Origin of the sequence: Kluyvera sichuanensis (assembly GCF_014218705.1) — a bacterium.
GTDB lineage: Bacteria > Pseudomonadota > Gammaproteobacteria > Enterobacterales > Enterobacteriaceae > Kluyvera > Kluyvera sichuanensis.
Genome location: NZ_JABBJF010000013.1, coordinates 1 through 21,309, shown reverse-complemented (window position 1 = coordinate 21,309; position 21,309 = coordinate 1). Strand labels below are relative to the sequence as shown.

The window sequence follows — 21,309 nt, the reverse complement described above, 5'->3', positions numbered from 1 at the left end:
CTGGCGCACCCTGCGCCAGCGTTATCCCATTCCGCCACTGATGGCATCGCCCAGATGAAAAATGGGCAGATACATCGCCACCACCAGCGTCCCGATAATTACCCCGGTCACAATCAATAGCGCAGGCTCTAGCAGCGCGGTTAAATTCTCGGCTAAATTTTGCGTGTGTTCATGATGATGACGGGCAAGGTTCTCCAGCATGTCATCCAGCGCACCAGACGTCTCGCCGATTCTCACCAACTGTAAGCATAAGGGCGTAAAGGCGCGGCTGTTTTCCATCGCCTGCCAGATAGCGCTGCCTTGCGCTATCTCCTGGCGTAACGTTGTCACGACGTCTCGCCACCACGGGCAGTTCAGCGTCTCTTCAACGGTTTCCAGCCCCTGTAAAAATGCGATCCCTGCGTGCTGTGTCAGCGCCAGCACGGTAAATATCTGGCTAAGCCTCTGGCGATGGATAAGCGTTCCCATTACCGGTAGTGACAAGAGCACCCGCTGGCGGAGGCGCAGCCAGGGTGGATGGTGGCGTAGTGCGGCGTTGATTCCTGGCGGTAAAAGCAGTATCCCAATGATTAACGCAAGCCACTGCTCAATGAATGCCGCTGTTGCCATCACCGCGAGGGTCAGCGCGGGAAGCGGGGTATTAAAGGTGCGGTAAATGGCGGTGAATTCTGGCAGCACAAACCCGACCATGGCCATGACTACCAGCACGGCGAGCGACAGAATAATCAGCGGGTAGCGCAGGGCTTTTTTTACTTTGGCTTTTAACAGCAGTTCGGTCTTCTGCTGATGGGCGAGCGCCAGACAGCAGTGCTCTAATTTACCGGTGATTTCGCCGGTGCGAATCATCGACAGATAGATCGGGGGAAATGCCTGCGGCCACTGCTGAAGGCCCTCAGAGAGCGAGATGCCCTGTGCCAGTCGTTCGGCAAGCGTGCTGAGCAGCGCCCGCCACTGCGGCGCAGGGTGCTGCTCAGCAAGAAGCGCTAGCCCGTCGGAGAGCGTGAGACCGGCCTGTAGCAGCGTGGTGAGCTGGCTGATAACCGCGCTGCTATGCTGCGCTCGCCATAAGGCGCCGTTGACCGTCCGGCGTTTCAGTTTTGTCACGGTGATGTGCTGGCGCTGTAAGGCCAACAGTGCCGCCGGCCGATGGGCCGCCCACAGGGTACCGCTTTGTGCGTCGCCGTCGGCCGTTAATCCCCGCCAGTACCATAGCTGTTCACTCATCTTTCGGCATTCCGAGAACGCGGAATAGCTCTTCCTGCGTTGTCAGCCCTTGTTCGACAGCCAGGCAGCCGCTTTCAAATAGCGTACTCATACCCGCCAGCCGGGCGTGGTTCATTAGTTCAGCAGGCGTTGCGCCATTGGCAATACCCTGGCGTATGGGCGCGGTGACGGGGAGAACCTCAAACAGCGCCAGGCGCCCCTGATAGCCGCCGTAGCAGTGGCGGCAACCGGGAGCCGCCCAGTGCGGCAGCGGGCGTTGCCATAGGGCGTGTGGGAACCTGTGCTCACCGCTGGTTTTCTGGCGGCAGTGCGGGCACAGCTTGCGCACCAGACGCTGTGCGACAACCATCACCAGCGCCGATGACACCATCCAGCGCGCTACCCCCATTTGTTCTAAGCGGATTAAGGTTTCGACCGTTGAGTTGGTATGCAGCGTTGAGAGCACCAGATGCCCGGTTTGCGCCGCTTTGATGGCTATCTCCGCCGTTTCACCGTCGCGGATTTCGCCGACCATCACAATATCCGGGTCCTGACGTAGCAGGGATCGCAGGACGCTTTGAAAGGTCAGCCCGCTTTTCACGCTCACCTGAGTCTGATTAAGACCATCCAGCGGAATTTCGATCGGGTCTTCCACGCTGCAAATATTCACCTCAGTATGGTTCAGGCTTTGCAGTGCGCTATAGAGCGTGACCGTTTTCCCACTGCCGGTAGGGCCGGTCACCAGGATAAGCCCTTGCGGCTGACTCAGTGCGGCCTGAAATAGTTCTAAAGCCGTGGGTGACATGCCGAGGCGCTGTAGATCCAACGCCTGTTCGACCTTATGTAGCAGACGCAGCACCACCTTTTCGCCGTAGCGGCAGGGCAGAGTCGAGATGCGAAAGGAGAGCGGCTTCCCAGCGATATCCAGCGTAAATTGACCATCCTGCGGCAATCGACGTTCAGCAATATCCAGGTTGCCGAGCACCTTGAGGCGGGCAATCAGTGGCGTCATCAGCGGCAGTGGTACCGTGGGTAGCGCATGCAGCACACCGTCTACCCGTAACCGGATGCGCAGGTAGTGTTCTGAAGGTTCAAAATGGATATCGGATGCCCGCTGCGATAGCGCCTGCTTGAGGAGACGATCGAGTCTGACTACCACGTTGTCACTCTCTTCGGGAACGGTTGATGTCGCCTTCTGAGCATTTTGCTCCAGGTATTTCTCCATTCGCTCCTGGTCCCAGCACTCAATATCGACCCGCTTTTGGGTTGCGAAGCGCAAGGCCTCCAGCAGTTCCCCTGGCGGCGCGCCGACGACGGCAATATTCAACTCCCCTTCGTCGTTATTCAGCAGCACCGCGTGATGGCGCTGGCACAGCGTTAACAGCTGTTCGTGTTTCATGGTGAAAGCCCAGGTTTATTGTGCGTCAAAGCGGAAGACATCCTCACAGGCTTGCTGCAAGGCGCTGTCGCTCTGAATAGCGCAGGTACGCTGCCAGCCGGTAATGCCATTGGCGTTATCCCAACCGGGGACCAGCGTAACGCTCAAGCCGTTCAGACTCTCTTGCCCGGTGAGCGTGACTGTGCCTTTGGCAATGCTCATGCCTGAGACGTAGCGCGTGGTGGTCGGTGAAGGAATACCGTTACTGCCCGCATCGCAGTTATCCACGCCGCCGCGATCGAGCGCGCAGAGTTCGACCGCCGTACGATAGGGGACGAAGGTTTGTAGCATGTCGGTGAGTGCGGCTTTGCGCAGGTAGTTCTGATAGGCCGGAATGCCGATGGCGCTGAGAATGGCGATAATGCCGATAACCACCATCAGTTCGATAAGAGTGAAGCCCTTTTGATTGTCCATGATCTGCTCCTTGCTGAATCTGGTGCCACTGTGTCAGAGCGGTACCGGCATCGCGAGGGACAAAAACGCAGACAGGAAACGGCCTTCCAGATTTTTTACAGCAGTTGCAGCGTTGCAGCGTTGCAGGGGATAGGGGAATCAGGTTCGAAAAAAATGCCCTCGCGCAGGAGGGCATCGGGTGATGATTTAGCGGAAACGCATGGAGAGGTCGAGGGCGCGGACGTGCTTGGTCAACGCGCCGACGGAGATGTAGTCCACGCCGGTTTCGGCAAATTCACGGAGGGTGTCGAAGGTGACGTTGCCGGAGACTTCCAGCTGTGCCTGGCCTTGGGTGATGTTCACCGCTTCACGCATCTGCTCGGTATTGAAGTTATCGAGCATGATGATATCGGCCCCGGCCTTCAGCGCTTCGGTTAGCTCCTGCAGGCTTTCCACTTCGACTTCCACCGGAACGTCCGGGTGTAGCCAGAAGGCTTTTTCTACCGCCTGACGCACGGAGCCGGAGGCAATAATGTGGTTCTCTTTAATCAGAAACGCGTCGGAAAGCCCCAGACGATGGTTTGCGCCGCCGCCACACAGTACGGCATATTTCAGCGCAGTGCGCAGGCCCGGCAGCGTTTTGCGGGTATCCAGCAGTTGGGTGTGGGTGCCTTCCAGCAGTTCGACATATTTGCGGACTTCGCTGGCCACGCCGGAGAGCGTTTGCACGAAGTTCAGCGCGGTGCGTTCACCGGTCAGCAGCACACGGGAAGGGCCATCGATTTCAAACAGTGGCTGGTCGGCTTTCACCGCGTCGCCGTCGGCTACATGCCAGGTGAGCGTGACGTCGTCGCCGGCGAGCTGAATAAAGACCTCTTCAACCCAGCGTTTGCCGCAAAATACGCCGTCTTCACGGGTGATGACGACAGCATGTGAGTGGCTGTTTTCCGGCAGCAGTTGTGCGGTAATATCGTTGTGGGCATCAACTTCTCCTCCCAGATCTTCACGCAGCGCTTGGGCAACCGCGTTAGGGATATCGAGGTTGATACGTTCAAGTAGCGCGTCACGTCGATGGTCTGAGTTATAACGGCGAGGCGGCATAATAAAGCTCCAAATTGGTAACGATGCGAAAGTTTGAAACATGCTACTCTGAACCGACTGGCATAACCATATATACTCGTCGTACTTCAAGCCGCAGCTGCGTTAGCTTTCCTCGCTCACCCCAGTCACGTACTTATGTACGCACCCGGGGATTCGCTGCGTCGCTGCCTTGCTGCAACTTGAATTACTTAGAGTATAAAGGTCGTATACAAGGAGATCCTGAATGCAGTTAGATAAGGGCTGGCTGGTGGGCGTACGGCACGTGCCGTCTCCGCACCATGATGGTCGCCCGGAGGATGAAGCGCCTTCACTATTGGTTGTGCATAATATTAGTCTGCCGCCAGGCCAGTTTGGCGGTCCGTGGATTGATGCGCTGTTTACCGGCACGATCGACCCCGATGCCGATCCGTTCTTTGCGGAAATCGCCCATTTGCGTGTTTCTGCCCATTGCCTGATTCGCCGGGATGGCGAAATTGTGCAGTACGTTCCTTTTGATAAACGCGCCTGGCATGCCGGAGTCTCCTCCTATCATGGCCGTGAGCGCTGCAATGATTTTTCTATCGGCATTGAGCTTGAAGGCACCGATACGCTGGCCTATACCGATGAGCAGTACCAGCAGCTGGCGGCGTTAACCCAGTTGCTTATTCGCGAGTACCCCGCGATCGCCGACAATATGACCGGCCACTGTGATATTGCGCCCGTGCGTAAAACTGACCCCGGTCCAGCGTTTGATTGGGCCCGTTTTCGTGCACTGGTCACCCCCGTCGAATAAGGAGATGACATGACGCTGTTTACCACGCTTCTGGTTCTGTTTGCGGAGCGACTGTTTAAGCTCGGCGAGCACTGGCAGCTCGATCACCGCCTCGAGACGCTGTTCCGGCGAGTGAAGCACTATTCCATGGCGGCAACGCTGGTGATGACCATCGTGGCGATGGTCATTGTGGGTATTATCCAGCGTGCGCTGGACGGGCTGCTGTTTAACGTTCCGGAACTGCTGTTCTGGATCCTACTAGGCCTGCTGTGTATCGGCGCGGGCCGCGTGCGTATGCATTATCATGCCTATCTTAAAGCGGCATCCCGCGATGATGCCCATGCGCGTGAGGCGATGGCCAGCGAGCTGACGATGATCCACGGCGTACCGGCGGGCTGCGATGAGCGCGAATTCCTGCGGGAGCTGCAAAACGCGCTGCTGTGGATTAACTACCGCTTCTATCTGGCGCCGCTGTTCTGGTTCGTGGTGGGCGGTACGTGGGGGCCAGTGGCGCTGATGGGGTATGCGTTTTTACGCGCCTGGCAGTCCTGGCTGGCGCGCTACCAGACGCCGCATCATCGTCTGCAGTCGGGTATTGATGCGATTTTACACGTGGTGGATTGGGTTCCAGTACGCCTGGTCGGCGTGGTGTACGCGCTGGTTGGACACGGTGAGAAAGCGCTTCCGGCGTGGTTTGCGTCACTGGGCGACCGTCACTCTTCGCAGTATCAGGTGCTGACCCATCTGGCGCAGTATTCGCTCGCTCGTGAGCCGCACGTGGATAAGGTGGCGACGCCAAAAGCCGCGGTGTCGATGGCGAAGAAGACCTCGTACGCGGTAGTGGTAGTGATGGCGCTGCTGACGATTTATGGAACGTTGGTGTAGTTGAGCGCCTCCCCGGAGTTGACGTGAACGTCTCGTCCGGGCGACAAACAAACGCCCGCAGGTCGCTGCGGGCGGGATAGGTTTACAACGTATCTTCCGGTGGAATACCGAAGTCGGGCATGCCATCCTCCTTCCAGCGTACCGTTTTCAGGCGCGTATGGCGATTCGGGTCATACAGCGGGTCGCCTTCAATTTCCGTGTAGTTCCTCGCGTGATAGACCAGCACATCTTCGCCCTCAGGGGTCTGCGTAAAGCTGTTATGCCCCGGCCCATACTGACGATTTTCATCGCTGGTGGTAAACACCGGCTGCGGTGATTTGTGCCAGTTGGCGGGCTGCGTCATATCAGCGTCTTTATCAATCCACAGCAGCCCCATGCAGTAGTTTTCGTCGGTGGCGCTGGCGGAGTAGCTGATAAACAGACGGTTAGCGTGCGTCACCACGGCGGGCCCTTCATTGACCAGAAAACCTCGACACTCCCAGTCGAACTCCGGTTTGCTGAGCAGCACTGGCTCGCCCTTAATCGTCCACGGGTTTTCCAGCTCGGCCAGATACAGGTTGGAGTTACCGGCAATATCCGGCGATTTCTGCGCCCAGAGATACCACCGTTTTCCCTGATGCTGGAAGGTGGTGGCGTCCAGACAGAAGGTATCGAACGGCGTTTTGACCTGGCCTTTCTCTACCCACGTGCCGGTTAACGGGTCGGCATCGCGACATTCCAGTGCAAACATACGATGCTGGAACATTCCCAGCGCATCCAGCGCCTGTGTGTGGGCCGCCGCAAAGTAGATGTACCATTTACCGTCGATAGCATGCAGTTCGGGAGCCCAGATGAGATTGCTCATCGGGCCGCTTTCCGGTTTACGCCAGACCACAACCGGCGCTGCGGTTCTCAGGCCGTCCAGGCTATTGGCGCGACGGATCTCCAGCCGGTCATACTCTGGCACCGAGGCGATAAAGTAGTACGCCCCCTGGTGATGCAGAATAAACGGGTCGGCGCGTTGTTCAATAAAGGGGTTCGGCCAGTTCTTCATCAGGCTTTCCTTGCGTGTTCAGTGGATTGCAACTCTTGCTGGTATTCATTCAGCTCGCGGTAGTTGGTGCGACGCTTTTCCAGATCTTCCTGGATCTGTTTCATCAGGCTACGGTCTACTTTCAGCAGACGGACGACGCCCGCGGTAATCAGATAGCCTACGCCCGGAATGACGGTGAACAGCAGCATAATGCCGTTGATAGTGGTATCGCTTTGCGCTTTGGCGCCGGCATCGTAGCCGTACCAGGAGAGCAGGAAACCCACCATTGCCCCTGCTACTGCCAGGCCGACTTTCAGGAAGAACAGGTTACCGGAGAAGCTGATGCCGGTAATGCGTTTACCGGTTTTCCATTCGCCGTAGTCATCCACGTCAGCCATCAGAGACCAGTGCAGCGGGGAAGGGATCTGGTGCAGCACGTTCAACAGGAAGTAGAGCACCACAATCAGCGTGGTAGCGTGTGGGTCGAAGAAATAGAAGGCCACGGAGAAAATCGCTAGCGCAATGTTGGTCCAGAAGAAGACCTGCAGTTTGCACCAGCGGTCGGTCAACACTTTCGCCAGCATACTGCCGATCATCATACCGACCACGCCGAGGCTGATGAAAATAGTTGCGAAGTGGGTGCTTTCCCCCATAACCCAGGTGACGTAATACATGGTCGCCGCCATGCGGATAAAGCCGGGGCAGACGTTACACAGCGTCAGCAGCAGAATTCGTACCCACTGGTCGTTTTTCCAGACGTCTTTTAAATCCTGCTTCAGTTCGTCGTTGGTTTGCACCGCAGGGCGTACGCGTTCGCGTACGGTGGCAAAGCAGAACAGGAACATGCACATGCCGATAAACGCCAGCACGGTCATTGCCATCTGGTAGCCTTTGGCTTTATCCGCGCCGCCGAACCAATCAGCCATTGGCAGCAGGGTCAGCGACAGCAGCAGCGTGGCGATGCCGACCAGAACAAAGCGATAGGACTGGCAGGCCACGCGCTCTTTCGGATCGTTGGTAATAACGCTTCCCAGAGAGCAGTAAGGAATGTTGATCGCGGTGTAGGTGATGGAAAGCAGGAAGTAGGTGACAAAAGCATAGATAACTTTGCTGCTATAGCTCCATTCCGGCGTAGTGAACATCAGCACGCTGAAGAGGGCATAGGGGAAGGCTATCCACAGCAGCCAGGGACGAAAGCGGCCATATTTACTGCGAGTGCGGTCGGCCATGGCACCCATGATGGGGTCAGTGACCGCGTCAATCACGCGAATGGACAGCAGCAACACGCCCACCAGCGCCGGGGCTAAACCAAAAATATCGGTATAAAAGTAGTTAACGAACAACATGATGGCGCCGAAGATGATGTTGCATCCCGCGTCGCCCATACCATAGCCAATCTTCTCTTTTACTGACAGTTTACTTGTGTTCATCGCCAGGTCTCTCATGGGGAGTATAGAGACGATTATTGGCCGCAGAATGGGTAAACGCTTAGCAGGATAACGTTGTTGATATGGATAATATTGCTGCTATGGGGAAAGTGTGAAGCAGGTAACAGGCCGTGGTAGCGGTTTGCAGCCGCTACCACATGTGGATAATCAGCGAAGATCGGCGGCTGGAACCAGCACGCGGGTTTTGCCGTAGATGATAGTGAGGATCATCGGGACGCTAAAGGCGACGATAATCGCAAACACTTCATAAATGGCTTTCGACTCTGGCCCGCTAAACAGCCCCAGCTCGAAGACGTTGAGCACCGGCAGGAAGCTGTAGGTTTTGACCTCCAGCAGCCCGGTGATTGCCCCGCCCAGCGCCGCGCCGATACAACCGAAGATAAACAGCATCCGGTACTTCAGGTTCACGCCGTACAGCGCCGGTTCAGTGATACCGAAGAAGGCCGAGATAGAGGCGGAGATAGCCAGCTGCTTGTCCTTGAGGTTACGGGCAATAAAGATAGCGCCAAACGCTGCGCCGAACTGCCCCATCACTGCGGACATAAACATCGCCATCACCGTATCGTAGCCGTTAACCTGCATGTTAATCAGGGCAATCGGGATGATCCCCCAGTGCACGCCGAAGACCACAAACAGCTGACCAATTCCCGCCAGTAGCGCACCGGACAGCATCGGACTCAGGTTATAGAGCCAGGTGTAGCTGTTAGCGATACCAATACCGACATAGTCAGCAATGGGGCCAATCACGGTGAAGACCACGAAGCCACTGATAATCAACGACAGGCACGGCACGAACACCAGCGCGGCGATTTCCGGCACCCACTTTTTACACCAGCGCTCGACATAGCTGAGGAACCAGACCGCAAAAATCGCCGGGATCACCGCACCGCCGTAGATTTTCAGCGGGAAGGCGAGGTTGAAGATCTCAACGTGGTCCGGCGTGGCGGCGTCGGTCAGCGGGAAGACCATCGCAGCGGTTAGCGCCAGCGCGGTGAAGCGGTTGGTTTTGAACTTATCCGATGCGGTGACGGCAATAAACAGCGGTAGCATCACGAACACGCCGCTGGAAAGGGCGTTAAAGACCACGAACAGCCAGGATTTGGTCGAAATAAGTTCCAGCGTTTGCAGCAGCACGACCAGACCTTTTACCACCCCAACGCCTGCCAGGACGCCGATGTAAGGGGTAAAAATCGCTGAAAGCGTGCTCAGCAGGCGGTTAAATGCGGACGCCTTTTGCTCTTGCTCCTGCTTATGCACCGGGGCGGCACCCTGCGCGCCGGGCATCAGCTCGCTCAGAGCCGCAAAGATCTTCTCCACCTTAGGACCGATCACAATCTGGAACTGACTGCCGTTATTGACCAGCTTCACGACCTCGGAAAGCTCATACAGGCTTTTCTCATCGACCTGTGAGTCGTCTTTCAGATTCAGACGCAGGCGGGTCGCGCAGTGGTTTGCGTGTTCGATATTCTCCTGACCGCCTACGGCGGTCAGGATCTGTTGTGCAACGGCTAAATATTGAGTCGCCATAACGAGGCACCTTTATCGGTAGGTAGGGTACAGGCTGTTGTTAGGCGTAGTCGCCTGGTTTGGTTTTACTTTTTACCGCCACGCCGAAGTCGGTGAAGATGCGCTGCGGCAGGTTATTGCCTTTTGCCTCGGCGATGTGATGCGCGAGGATCTGGAACGGAATCACCATCACCAGCGGCAGTGCGGTTTCCGGCAGCGCGACGTTGAGCGCCAGGGTATGCGGGTCATCGCTTGCCTGCGGGGTGACGGTATAGACGTAGTCGGTATGACGCTGTTCATACTGGCGCAGCAGCACCAGGCGCTCGCGGGCCACGCTCGGCACGTCGAGGAAGAACAGGCGGTGCTGTGGATTAATCTCGAAGTACGGGCCATGCATAAAGACTTCCATCTCAATTCCCTGAGAAGGGACGCGCACCGTTTCGGTAAATTTGGTCGCCATCTCCATGCACACGCCGACCGCCGGGCCGTAGCCAATGCTGGTGAAGCGCGGGGAGGCAGTCAGCTCTGGCTGCCAGCGGGTAAAGAACGTTTCGGTCGCATCAATGATTGATGGGATAGCGTTGACCGCCTCGCGCAGCATCGCCAGCTCCTGCTGCTCACGCGCGTCGTCGATAGCGTCAACGGCGCGAGCGTGGCGCAGCCCCAGCAGCATCAGCGTCAGGATGGTGGCCACGTAGCCTTTGGTCACGTAGCCCACGCGTTCTTCACCGATATCAAGCAGGACAAAGCGGTCTGCCGTTTTTGCCAGCTCGCTATGGGGCTTGCTGGTCAGGCCGACGGTTTGCACGGCGTACTGCTTTTTCAGCGTTTCCAGCGCGTGCAGCGTTGAGGTGCTTTCACCGCTTTGTGAGACGGCGACAACCGTGCCAATCGCCGGGTTATGTTTTTCAAAATGCTGATAGTGGAACGGTTCTGCGATGGTCAGACGAACCGCGGAGAGGCTTTCCACATAGTATTTTGCACTGACCGCCGCGTTTGCGCTGGAGCCGGTTGCCAGCACCAGCCACTCGCGAGCATCGGTAATGGCCGGAACGTTGTGCGGGTAGTTATCCAGGATATGGGCAAGCGTCGCCTGCTCTTCGTGGATATAGGTCATCATGGTGGGTTTCATTGCGGCCTCTCTTGACTGAAAACTGAAAACGTTTTCAGTAAAATATTATGAGAGAAAATGTATCGTCAATTTTACGTATGTTGATTTGTGATGCGGATCTGAATATTTAGTGTTCAGCTGGCCCGCAGGCCAGCCGGGGAACTACGCGGATTCACCGGCGACCAGCACCGGCGTGATGGTGTGGGCTTCTGGCAGCATATCCTGCAGCAGGGTCATCATCTGGCGGATAACCTGTTGACCAATCTCGTCATTTTTATGGTTAACGGTGGTAATGCGCGGAATGAAATATTCACTGCCGGGGAAATACTCGCAGCTGGCAATGGCCACGTCGTCGGGAACGGACAGGCCGTGATCTTTCAGCGCCCGCATCGCGCCCATGGCGACGCGATCGTTAATCGCCAGAATCGCCTGAGGCAGGGGACGTTCAGATTTAATCAGCCGTAGCGCGGCCTCATAGCCATGCTCCGGGTAGAAGTTGGTTTCGATAATCACCGCGCTGTCGCTGGCAATACCGGCGGCATTGAGCGTGTTCAGGAAGGCGTTGACGCGCTGCCCGGTCATGTAGACGTTGGATGAACCGCCGATAAACGCCATCTCGCGATAGCCTTTGTCGAGCAGATGACGGGTGACCATTTGCACGCAGTTGATCTGGTCACGTTCGAGGCAGGTGTAGTCGTAGCGCGCCAGCTTGCGCCCAACCACCAGTACCGGCAGCGAGGCGATAAGCTTCTGTAACCCTTCAAGATAGCTCTCAGGGATTTTCAAATAGTCGATGTTGCCGCCGAGGATAATCACGCCGTCGAGCTGGCTATCGATGATGGTGCTGAAGATCTGATCTTCGGCAATCACCTGCGAGGAGCTGGAGCGTTTGTTTGCCGATTGGGTATCGAAGAGGATGATTTTGTACCCGGCCTGCAGGCAGGCTTTTTCGATTTGCTCAACCAGGGTGGCGAAGTAGGGGTTGGTGATGTCCGAGACGACAACGGCCAGCGTCATGCTTTTGCGCGAAATCATGCTGCGCGCCATCAGATTGGGGCTGAACTGGTGTTCGTCGATGACCTGCTGCACTTTGGCGCGGGTCTTGTCGGATACCCAACTGTTGTTGTTGAGCACGCGGGACACGGTGGCAATAGAGACGTTTGCCAGCTCGGCAATGTCTTTGATCGTGAGGTTTTTTTTCATTAGCCACCCAGGTCCTTTTGTCGACGGTAACGCTGGAATGGTACATCACTTTTGCGCAGGGGAGAACGCTCTGCACCCAATGGGTACAGAGCGTGGACAGGATTAATGTGCTTTCGCGGTTTTGGCGCTTTTCTGTTTGAACATAAAGCCAATACCCAGAATGGCGATCCACACCGGAATCAGCCATACCGAGATAGCCATGCCCGGCGTCATCACCATGATGACCAGAACGGCCGCCATGAAGATCAGGCAAATCCAGTTCCCTAACGGGTAGAACAGTGCCGGGAAGCGAGTGGTAACGCCCTGCTGCTGTTTGGCTTTACGGAATTTCATGTGTGCCAGGCTAATCATCGCCCAGTTAATCACCAGCGCGGAGACCACCAGGGCCATCAGCAGGCCGAACGCGGATTCTGGTGCCAGGTAGTTGATCAGCACGCACAGTGCGGTAACCACGGCGGAAACCAGAATGGTGTTCACCGGCACACCGCGTCTATCAACGCTCAGCAGCGCTTTCGGGGCGTTGCCCTGCTGCGCCAGGCCGAAGAGCATGCGGCTGTTGCAGTAAACGCAGCTGTTGTACACGGAGAGCGCCGCGGTCAGCACGACGATGTTCAGGGCATTCGCCACGAACGAGTCGCCCAGTTCATGGAAGATAAGCACGAACGGGCTGACGTCTGCGGTGACGCGGGTCCACGGCATCAGAGAGAGCAGTACCGCCAGCGAGCCCACATAGAAAATCAGGATACGGTAGATAACCTGGTTGGTGGCTTTTGGAATGCTCTGCTCTGGGTTATCCGCTTCTGCTGCGGTGATCCCCACCAGCTCAAGGCCGCCGAAGGAGAACATGATAATCGCCATCATCATCACCAGCCCCATCCAGCCGTGAGGCAGGAAGCCGCCCTGTTCCCACAGGTTGCGTACGGTAGCCTGCGGGCCAGCGGTGCCGCTAAACAGCAGCCACGCGCCGAACAGGATCATGGCGATAACGGCAACGACTTTAATGATCGCAAACCAGAACTCCATCTCACCGAACACTTTTACGTTGGTCAGGTTGATGGCGTTAATGGCGATAAAGAAGACGGCCGCTGATACCCAGGTAGGGATCTCAGGCCACCAGAACTGGATGTATTTACCGACGGCGGTCAGTTCCGCCATGGCAACCAGTACGTACAGCACCCAGTAGTTCCAGCCCGATGCGAAGCCTGCGAAGTTGCCCCAGTATTTATAGGCAAAGTGGCTAAAGGAGCCTGCAACCGGCTCTTCAACCACCATTTCGCCGAGCTGGCGCATGATCATAAAGGCAATAAAGCCCGCGATAGCGTAACCCAGAATGATACCCGGACCGGCAGACTGGATAACGGAGGCGCTGCCGAGAAACAGGCCTGTGCCGATAGCGCCGCCCAGAGCGATCAGCTGTATATGGCGGTTCTTAAGGCCGCGCTTAAGCTGTGCGCCTTGTTGTTGACCTTCCATTGTGAAACCTCGTGTGTGGTTATTATTGTCACGCTGTCTGCGTATGTACTTAGAAAATTCCGTTTTCTGTATTGTTATGTTTACGAATCGCTTTTCTGAAATAGAGGTAAGGCTCTTTCGTCATGTGCAGAATAGTGGTAAGTGCGCCGGAATGCACCTGCTTTATGAAGGGATGATGACGACCTGGGTAAAAAGCCGACAGCTGTCACGAGAGCGTGCAAATATTACATTGCCCACTATATGGGTATTTATCGCATTAAAGTGAATTTATATTCATTTTATTGGTAATTGAAACGGTTCAGTTTGCGTAATATTGTTTTTATTTAGTTAATTGTACTTCTTTATAGGTAAAGCTGTTTTTTGTGCAAAGTTACATTTCTGAAACATCATTTCTGTAATGTTGTTAAAAAGTGCCGGGTTTACTGATTTCAATCAAAACCTGTATGGACATAAGGTGAATACTTTGTTACTTTAGCGCTACGAACTTGAAATTGGTAAGACCAATTGACTCCGGGCTAATGGCAGAGACAGGGAACAATGGCCTACAGCAAAATCCGCCAACCAAAATTATCCGATGTGATTGAGCAGCAGTTGGAGTTTTTGATTCTTGAGGGGACGTTACGCCCCGGCGAAAAACTTCCACCTGAACGCGAACTGGCAAAACAGTTCGACGTTTCTCGCCCTTCGCTGCGTGAGGCTATCCAGCGCCTCGAAGCCAAAGGGCTCCTGCTTCGTCGCCAGGGCGGCGGGACTTTTGTTCAAAGCAGCCTATGGCAGAGCTTCAGCGACCCGCTGGTTGAGCTTCTGTCCGATCACCCTGAATCCCAATTTGATCTGCTTGAGACCCGTCACGCGCTTGAAGGTATCGCGGCTTATTACGCGGCACTGCGCAGCACTGATGAAGATCGCGTACGCATTCGTGAGCTGCATCAGGCCATCGAACGGGCTCAGCAGTCGGGCGACCTCGACGCTGAATCTGACGCCGTCGTCCAGTATCAAATTGCGGTCACCGAAGCCGCCCACAACGTAGTACTGCTTCATCTGCTACGGTGTATGGAGCCTATGCTGGCGCAAAACGTTCGCCAAAACTTTGAGTTGCTGTATGCCCGCCGGGAGATGCTCCCGCAGGTCAGTAACCACCGTACAAGCATCTTTGATGCGATTATGGCCGGCGAGCCCGAGCAGGCGCGTGAAGCGTCGCACCGCCACCTGGCCTTCATCGAAGAGATTTTGCTGGACAGAAGCCGTGAACAGAGCCGCCGTGAGCGCTCGTTACGCCGTCTCCAGCAGCGAAAGGATTAATATTTTTTCCGGCAGTCGTTTGACCGGGAAATGTGGAAAATGCGCCATTAGCGCGCGGCAACTAAACGCAGAACCTGTCTTATTGTGCTTTCCCACGAAAACACAATGGGACAGGTTCCAGACAAATCAACGTACTAGATAGATAAGGAATAACCCATGTCAGAACGTTTACTCAATGACGTGGATCCGATCGAAACTCGCGACTGGCAACAGGCGATCGAATCGGTCATCCGTGAAGAAGGTGTTGAGCGCGCTCAGTATCTTATCGACCAACTGCTTTCTGAAGCCCGCAAAGGCGGCGTTCAGGTAGCTGCGGGTGCAGGTGCTAGCGGTTACGTCAACACTATTGCCGTTGAAGATGAACCGGAATACCCGGGTAATCTGGAGCTGGAGCGTCGTATTCGTTCTGCTATCCGCTGGAACGCCATCATGACCGTGCTGCGTGCGTCTAAAAAAGACCTCGAGCTGGGCGGCCACATGGCTTCCTTCCAGTCTTCAGCGACCTTCTACGAAGTGTGCTTCAACCACTTCTTCCGTGCGCGCAACGAGCAGGATGGCGGCGACCTGGTTTATTTCCAGGGTCACATCTCTCCGGGCGTATATGCACGTGCGTTCCTGGAAGGTCGTCTGACCGAAGAGCAGATGAACAACTTCCGTCAGGAAGTTCACGGTAAAGGTCTGTCTTCTTACCCGCACCCGAAACTGATGCCAACCTTCTGGCAGTTCCCGACCGTATCTATGGGTCTGGGTCCAATCGGTGCTATCTATCAGGCTAAATTCCTGAAATACCTGGAACACCGTGGTCTGAAAGATACTTCCAAGCAAACCGTTTATGCCTTCCTGGGCGACGGCGAGATGGATGAGCCAGAATCTAAAGGTGCGATCACCATCGCGACCCGTGAAAAACTGGACAACCTGGTCTTCGTTATCAACTGTAACCTGCAGCGCCTTGATGGCCCGGTTACCGGTAATGGCAAGATCATTAACGAACTGGAAGGTATCTTCGCGGGTGCTGGCTGGAACGTTATCAAGGTTATCTGGGGCGGTCGTTGGGATGAACTGCTGCGTAAAGATACCAGCGGTAAACTGATCCAACTGATGAACGAAACCGTTGACGGCGACTACCAGACCTTCAAATCCAAAGACGGCGCTTACGTACGTGAGCACTTCTTCGGTAAATATCCAGAAACCGCAGCGCTGGTTGCCGATTGGACTGACGAGCAGATCTGGGCCCTGAACCGTGGTGGTCACGATCCGAAGAAAGTCTTCGCTGCACTGAAAAAAGCGCAGGAAACCAAAGGCAAAGCAACCGTAATCCTCGCCCATACCATTAAAGGTTACGGCATGGGTGACACCGCTGAAGGTAAAAACATCGCTCACCAGGTGAAGAAAATGAACATGGACGGCGTGCGCTATATCCGCGACCGTTTCAACGTTCCTGTCACCGACGAGCAGGTTGAAAAACTGTCTTACATTACCTTCCCGGAAGGTTCTGAAGAGCACACCTATCTGCACGCCCAGCGTGAAAAACTGCACGGCTACCTGCCAAGCCGTCAGCCTAACTTCGATGAGAAGCTGGAGCTGCCGACCCTGGAAGATTTCGGCCCGCTGCTGGAAGAGCAGAACAAAGAGATCTCTACCACTATCGCGTTCGTACGTGCCCTGAACGTGATGCTGAAGAACAAATCCATCAAAGACCGCCTCGTGCCGATCATCGCCGATGAAGCGCGTACCTTTGGTATGGAAGGTCTGTTCCGTCAGATTGGTATCTACAGCCCGAACGGTCAGCAGTATACCCCGCAGGACCGCGAGCAGGTTGCTTACTACAAAGAAGACGAGAAAGGCCAGATTCTGCAGGAAGGTATCAACGAACTGGGTGCTGGCGCATCCTGGCTGGCTGCTGCGACCTCTTACAGCACCAACAACCTGCCGATGATTCCGTTCTACATCTACTACTCCATGTTCGGTTTCCAGCGTATCGGTGACCTGTGCTGGCAGGCAGGCGACCAGCAGGCTCGCGGCTTCCTGGTAGGGGGGACTTCCGGTCGTACGACGCTGAACGGCGAAGGTCTGCAGCACGAAGATGGTCACAGCCATATTCAGTCTCTGACTATCCCGAACTGTATCTCTTACGATCCATCTTACGCGTACGAAGTTGCGGTCATCATGCACGATGGTCTGGAGCGTATGTACGGTGAGAAACAAGAGAACGTTTACTACTACATCACCACGCTGAACGAAAACTACCACATGCCGGCTATGCCAGCAGGTGCCGAGGAAGGTATCCGTAAAGGTATCTACAAACTCGAAACCATCGAAGGTAGCAAAGGTAAAGTTCAGCTGCTGGGCTCCGGTTCTATCCTGCGTCACGTACGTGAAGCAGCGCAGATCCTGGCGAACGACTACGGCGTTGGCTCCGATGTGTACAGCGTAACTTCCTTCACTGAACTGGCACGTGATGGCCAGGATTGTGAGCGTTGGAACATGCTGCACCCAATGGAAACTCCACGCGTGCCTTACATCGCTCAGGTGATGAACGACGCGCCAGCTGTAGCCTCTACCGACTATATGAAACTGTTTGCTGAGCAGGTTCGTACTTATGTACCGGCTGATGATTACCGCGTACTGGGTACCGACGGCTTTGGCCGCTCTGACAGCCGTGAAAACCTGCGTCACCACTTCGAAGTTGATGCTTCCTACGTGGTAGTAGCGGCACTGGGCGAACTGGCTAAACGTGGCGAAATCGATAAGAAAGTGGTTGCGGAAGCAATTACCAAATTCAACATCGATGCAGAAAAAGTTAACCCGCGTCTGGCGTAAGAGGTAAAAGAACAATGGCTATCGAAATCAATGTACCGGACATCGGGGCTGATGAAGTTGAAATCACCGAGATCCTGGTCAAAGTAGGCGACAAAGTTGAAGCTGAACAGTCGCTGATCACCGTAGAAGGCGACAAAGCCTCTATGGAAGTTCCGTCTCCTCAGGCTGGTATCGTTAAAGAGATCAAAGTCTCTGTTGGCGATAAAACTGAGACCGGCAAACTGATCATGATTTTCGATTCCGCCGACGGTGCAGCAGCTGCTGCACCTGCTAAGGCAGAAGAGAAGAAAGAAGCAGCGCCAGCGGCAGCACCTGCTGCTGCAGCGGCAAAAGACGTACACGTTCCAGATATCGGCGGTGACGAAGTTGAAGTCACTGAGATTCTGGTCAAAGTGGGCGACACCGTAACCGCTGAGCAGTCACTGATCACCGTAGAAGGCGATAAAGCCTCTATGGAAGTTCCGGCACCGTTCGCGGGCACCGTGAAAGAGATCAAAGTGAACACCGGCGACAAAGTGTCTACCGGCTCCCTGATTATGGTCTTCGAAGTGGCGGGCGCAGCGCCAGCAGCCGCTCCGGCACAGGCTGCAGCTCCAGCAGCGGCGGCTCCGGCAGCAGCAGCGGGTGCGAAAGACGTTCACGTTCCGGATATCGGCGGTGACGAAGTTGAAGTGACCGAAGTGATGGTGAAAGTGGGCGACAAAGTTGCCGCTGAGCAGTCACTGATCACCGTAGAAGGCGACAAAGCCTCTATGGAAGTTCCGGCTCCGTTCGCGGGTACCGTGAAAGAAATCAAAATCAGCACCGGTGACAAAGTGTCTACTGGTTCCCTTATTATGGTCTTCGAAGTGGAAGGCGCAGCACCAGCTGCCGCTCCAGCAGCTGCGGCTCCAGCCCCTGCAGCTGCACCGGCTCAGGCTGCTAAACCAGCTGCGGCACCGGCTGCGAAGGCTGAAGGTAAAACCGAGTTCGCTGAGAATGACGCTTACGTTCACGCGACTCCGCTGATTCGTCGCCTGGCGCGCGAATTTGGCGTTAACCTGGCGAAAGTGAAGGGCACGGGTCGTAAAGGCCGTATCCTGCGCGAAGACGTTCAGGCTTACGTGAAAGAAGCCGTTAAACGCGCTGAAGCGGCTCCGGCTGCAGCAGCGGCTGGCGGCGGTATCCCGGGCATGCTGCCTTGGCCGAAAGTCGACTTCAGCAAGTTTGGTGAAATCGAAGAAGTGGAACTGGGTCGTATCCAGAAAATCTCTGGTGCTAACCTGAGCCGTAACTGGGTGATGATCCCGCACGTTACTCACTTCGATAAGACCGATATCACCGATCTGGAAGCGTTCCGTAAACAGCAGAACGCCGAAGCTGAAAAACGTAAACTGGACGTGAAATTCACCCCAGTGGTCTTCATCATGAAAGCCGTTGCTGCCGCTCTGGAACAGATGCCGCGCTTCAACAGCTCTCTGTCTGAAGATGGTCAGCGCCTGACCCTGAAGAAATACATCAACATCGGTGTTGCGGTTGATACGCCAAATGGTCTGGTTGTTCCAGTCTTCAAAGACGTGAACAAGAAGAGCATTACCGAGCTGTCCCGTGAACTGACTGTGATCTCTAAGAAAGCGCGTGACGGTAAGCTGACTGCTGGCGAAATGCAGGGCGGTTGCTTCACCATCTCCAGCATCGGCGGCCTGGGTACTACCCACTTCGCGCCGATTGTTAACGCGCCGGAAGTGGCGATCCTCGGTGTCTCCAAGTCCTCTATGGAGCCAGTGTGGAACGGTAAAGAGTTTATGCCGCGTCTGATGATGCCAATTTCTCTTTCCTTCGACCACCGCGTGATCGACGGTGCGGATGGTGCGCGCTTTATCACCATCATTAACAATATGCTGTCCGACATTCGCCGTCTGGTGATGTAATAAAAAAGCCGGCCTGACGGCCGGCTTTTTTCTGGTAACCTCAGGGTGATTTGGGGTTATCAGCAACAAAGGACAAAATCGTTTGCCGTTTGTTGTTTAAAAATTGTTAACAATTTTGTAAAATACACGCGGATAGAACGTCCCGGTGGATGATGGGCGTAATAACTATAACGTCAGACCGCCGGATACAAATGATAGAGGTCATGATGAGTACTGAAATTAAAACTCAGGTCGTGGTACTTGGGGCGGGCCCAGCGGGCTACTCTGCTGCATTCCGTTGCGCTGATTTAGGTCTGGAAACCGTAATCGTAGAACGTTACAGCACCCTCGGTGGTGTTTGTCTGAACGTTGGCTGTATCCCTTCTAAAGCACTGCTGCACGTTGCAAAAGTTATCGAAGAAGCCAAATCACTGGCTGAACACGGTATCGTCTTCGGCGAGCCGAAAACCGATATCGACAAAATTCGTACCTGGAAAGAGAAAGTTATCACTCAGCTGACCGGTGGTCTGGCTGGTATGGCCAAAGGCCGTAAAGTTAAAGTGGTAAACGGTCTGGGTAAATTCACCGGGGCAAACACCCTGGAAGTGGAAGGCGAGAACGGCAAAACCGTTATCAACTTCGACAACGCTATCATCGCGGCGGGTTCCCGTCCGATCGAACTGCCATTCATTCCACATGAAGACCCACGCGTTTGGGACTCCACAGACGCACTGGAACTGAAAGAAGTGCCAAAACGCCTGCTGGTTATGGGCGGCGGTATCATCGGTCTGGAAATGGGTACCGTATACCATGCGCTGGGTTCAGAGATTGACGTGGTTGAAATGTTCGACCAGGTTATCCCGGCTGCAGACAAAGACATCGTTAAAGTCTTCACCAAACGCATCAGCAAGAAATTCAACCTGATGCTGGAAACCAAAGTGACCGCCGTTGAAGCGAAAGAAGACGGTATCTACGTTTCCATGGAAGGCAAAAAAGCCCCTGCAGAAGCACAGCGTTATGACGCCGTGCTGGTGGCTATCGGTCGCGTACCGAACGGTAAAAACCTCGACGCGGGCAAAGCTGGCGTAGAAGTTGACGAGCGTGGCTTCATCCACGTCGACAAACAGCTGCGCACCAACGTGCCGCACATCTTTGCTATCGGCGATATCGTCGGTCAGCCAATGCTGGCGCACAAAGGTGTTCACGAAGGTCACGTTGCCGCAGAAGTTATCGCAGGCCAGAAACACTACTTCGATCCGAAAGTGATTCCATCCATCGCGTATACCGATCCGGAAGTTGCCTGGGTTGGTCTGACCGAGAAAGAAGCGAAAGAGAAAGGCATCAGCTATGAAACCGCCACCTTCCCGTGGGCTGCTTCTGGCCGTGCTATCGCTTCCGACTGCGCAGACGGTATGACCAAACTGATCTTCGACAAAGAATCTCACCGTGTTATCGGTGGTGCGATTGTCGGCACCAACGGCGGTGAGCTGCTGGGTGAAATCGGTCTGGCTATCGAAATGGGCTGTGATGCTGAAGATATCGCGCTGACCATCCACGCTCACCCGACTCTGCATGAGTCTGTTGGCCTGGCGGCAGAAATCTTTGAAGGTAGCATTACCGACCTGCCGAACGCGAAAGCGAAGAAGAAGTAATTTTCTGACCGTAGCCCGGCCGAGCGTAGGTACAAACCGGAAACATAGGTAACACTTTAGACCGGATACATGGGTAACAGTTATAACTGGCATAGAAGAGGAGACTCGCTATGCCCTGGACT

General features: G+C 55.1%; 15 protein-coding genes and 1 pseudogene. 6 read left to right on the top strand and 10 right to left on the bottom strand.

Annotation, left to right across the window (positions count from 1 at the left end):
* Window positions 1-21: 21 nt before the first annotated feature.
* From hofC to nadC, 4 genes are all read right to left on the bottom strand, one after another.
* Window positions 22-1,224: a protein transport protein HofC gene (gene hofC, locus HII27_RS14405; protein ID WP_185668531.1), complete on the bottom strand. Its 1,203-nt coding sequence runs from the start codon at window positions 1,222-1,224 to the stop codon at window positions 22-24.
* Window positions 1,217-2,602 carry a type II secretion system protein GspE gene (gene gspE / locus HII27_RS14400; protein WP_185668529.1) on the bottom strand — a complete coding sequence of 462 codons (1,386 nt, stop codon included), beginning with the start codon at window positions 2,600-2,602 and terminating at the stop codon, window positions 1,217-1,219. Before gspE ends, hofC begins: the two co-directional genes overlap by 8 nt.
* Window positions 2,603-2,617: 15 nt before the next feature.
* Window positions 2,618-3,055, bottom strand: a complete 438-nt coding sequence (ppdD, locus tag HII27_RS14395; RefSeq protein ID WP_185668528.1) for a prepilin peptidase-dependent pilin — start codon at window positions 3,053-3,055, stop codon at window positions 2,618-2,620.
* Between the two features lie 186 nt (window positions 3,056-3,241).
* On the bottom strand, window positions 3,242-4,135 hold the full coding sequence (gene nadC, locus HII27_RS14390; RefSeq protein WP_185668527.1) for a carboxylating nicotinate-nucleotide diphosphorylase: 894 nt from the start codon (window positions 4,133-4,135) through the stop codon (window positions 3,242-3,244).
* A 223-nt stretch (window positions 4,136-4,358) separates the two neighbouring features.
* On the opposite strand from nadC, the pseudogene ampD reads away from it, so the two are divergent.
* Both ampD and ampE read left to right on the top strand, forming a co-directional pair.
* A pseudogene (gene ampD / locus HII27_RS14385) lies at window positions 4,359-4,920 on the top strand (1,6-anhydro-N-acetylmuramyl-L-alanine amidase AmpD).
* Entirely contained in the window at window positions 4,917-5,771 is an 855-nt protein-coding gene (gene ampE / locus HII27_RS14380; RefSeq protein WP_185668523.1) for a beta-lactamase regulator AmpE, read from the top strand. The pseudogene ampD and the gene ampE overlap by 4 nt, the downstream one beginning before the upstream one ends.
* An 82-nt stretch (window positions 5,772-5,853) precedes the next feature.
* Here ampE and HII27_RS14375 read toward each other — a convergent pair whose 3' ends face one another.
* The 6 genes from HII27_RS14375 to aroP form a co-directional block, all read right to left on the bottom strand.
* A complete protein-coding gene (locus tag HII27_RS14375) occupies window positions 5,854-6,804 on the bottom strand; it encodes a glycoside hydrolase family 43 protein (protein WP_185668522.1) in 951 nt (316 codons plus the stop codon).
* Complete coding sequence (locus HII27_RS14370; protein WP_370631780.1) at window positions 6,804-8,213, bottom strand: glycoside-pentoside-hexuronide (GPH):cation symporter; 1,410 nt, start codon at window positions 8,211-8,213, stop codon at window positions 6,804-6,806. Before HII27_RS14370 ends, HII27_RS14375 begins: the two co-directional genes overlap by 1 nt.
* Before the next feature lie 165 nt (window positions 8,214-8,378).
* Entirely contained in the window at window positions 8,379-9,758 is a 1,380-nt protein-coding gene (locus HII27_RS14365) for a PTS transporter subunit EIIC (protein ID WP_185668521.1), read from the bottom strand.
* Between the two features lie 40 nt (window positions 9,759-9,798).
* Window positions 9,799-10,869 carry an SIS domain-containing protein gene (locus HII27_RS14360; RefSeq protein WP_185668519.1) on the bottom strand — a complete coding sequence of 357 codons (1,071 nt, stop codon included), beginning with the start codon at window positions 10,867-10,869 and terminating at the stop codon, window positions 9,799-9,801.
* A gap of 141 nt (window positions 10,870-11,010) precedes the next feature.
* Window positions 11,011-12,051, bottom strand: coding sequence for a LacI family DNA-binding transcriptional regulator (locus HII27_RS14355; RefSeq protein WP_185668517.1), 1,041 nt, complete (start codon window positions 12,049-12,051; stop codon window positions 11,011-11,013).
* A gap of 102 nt (window positions 12,052-12,153) precedes the next feature.
* Window positions 12,154-13,524, bottom strand: a complete 1,371-nt coding sequence (aroP, locus tag HII27_RS14350) for an aromatic amino acid transporter AroP (RefSeq protein ID WP_185668516.1) — start codon at window positions 13,522-13,524, stop codon at window positions 12,154-12,156.
* 537 nt (window positions 13,525-14,061) lie between these two features.
* On the opposite strand from aroP, the gene pdhR reads away from it, so the two are divergent.
* The 4 genes from pdhR (at window position 14,062) to lpdA (ending at window position 21,187) form a co-directional block, all read left to right on the top strand.
* The gene (pdhR, locus tag HII27_RS14345) at window positions 14,062-14,826 is read left to right on the top strand and encodes a pyruvate dehydrogenase complex transcriptional repressor PdhR (RefSeq protein WP_185668515.1); all 765 of its coding nucleotides are present in this window, start codon (window positions 14,062-14,064) and stop codon (window positions 14,824-14,826) included.
* Window positions 14,827-14,982: 156 nt separating this feature from the next.
* Window positions 14,983-17,646, top strand: a complete 2,664-nt coding sequence (gene aceE, locus HII27_RS14340; RefSeq protein ID WP_185668513.1) for a pyruvate dehydrogenase (acetyl-transferring), homodimeric type — start codon at window positions 14,983-14,985, stop codon at window positions 17,644-17,646.
* 14 nt (window positions 17,647-17,660) lie between these two features.
* Complete coding sequence (gene aceF, locus HII27_RS14335; RefSeq protein ID WP_185668512.1) at window positions 17,661-19,556, top strand: pyruvate dehydrogenase complex dihydrolipoyllysine-residue acetyltransferase; 1,896 nt, start codon at window positions 17,661-17,663, stop codon at window positions 19,554-19,556.
* A 206-nt stretch (window positions 19,557-19,762) separates the two neighbouring features.
* Window positions 19,763-21,187, top strand: a complete 1,425-nt coding sequence (lpdA, locus tag HII27_RS14330) for a dihydrolipoyl dehydrogenase (RefSeq protein WP_185668615.1) — start codon at window positions 19,763-19,765, stop codon at window positions 21,185-21,187.
* Window positions 21,188-21,309 lie beyond the last annotated feature (122 nt).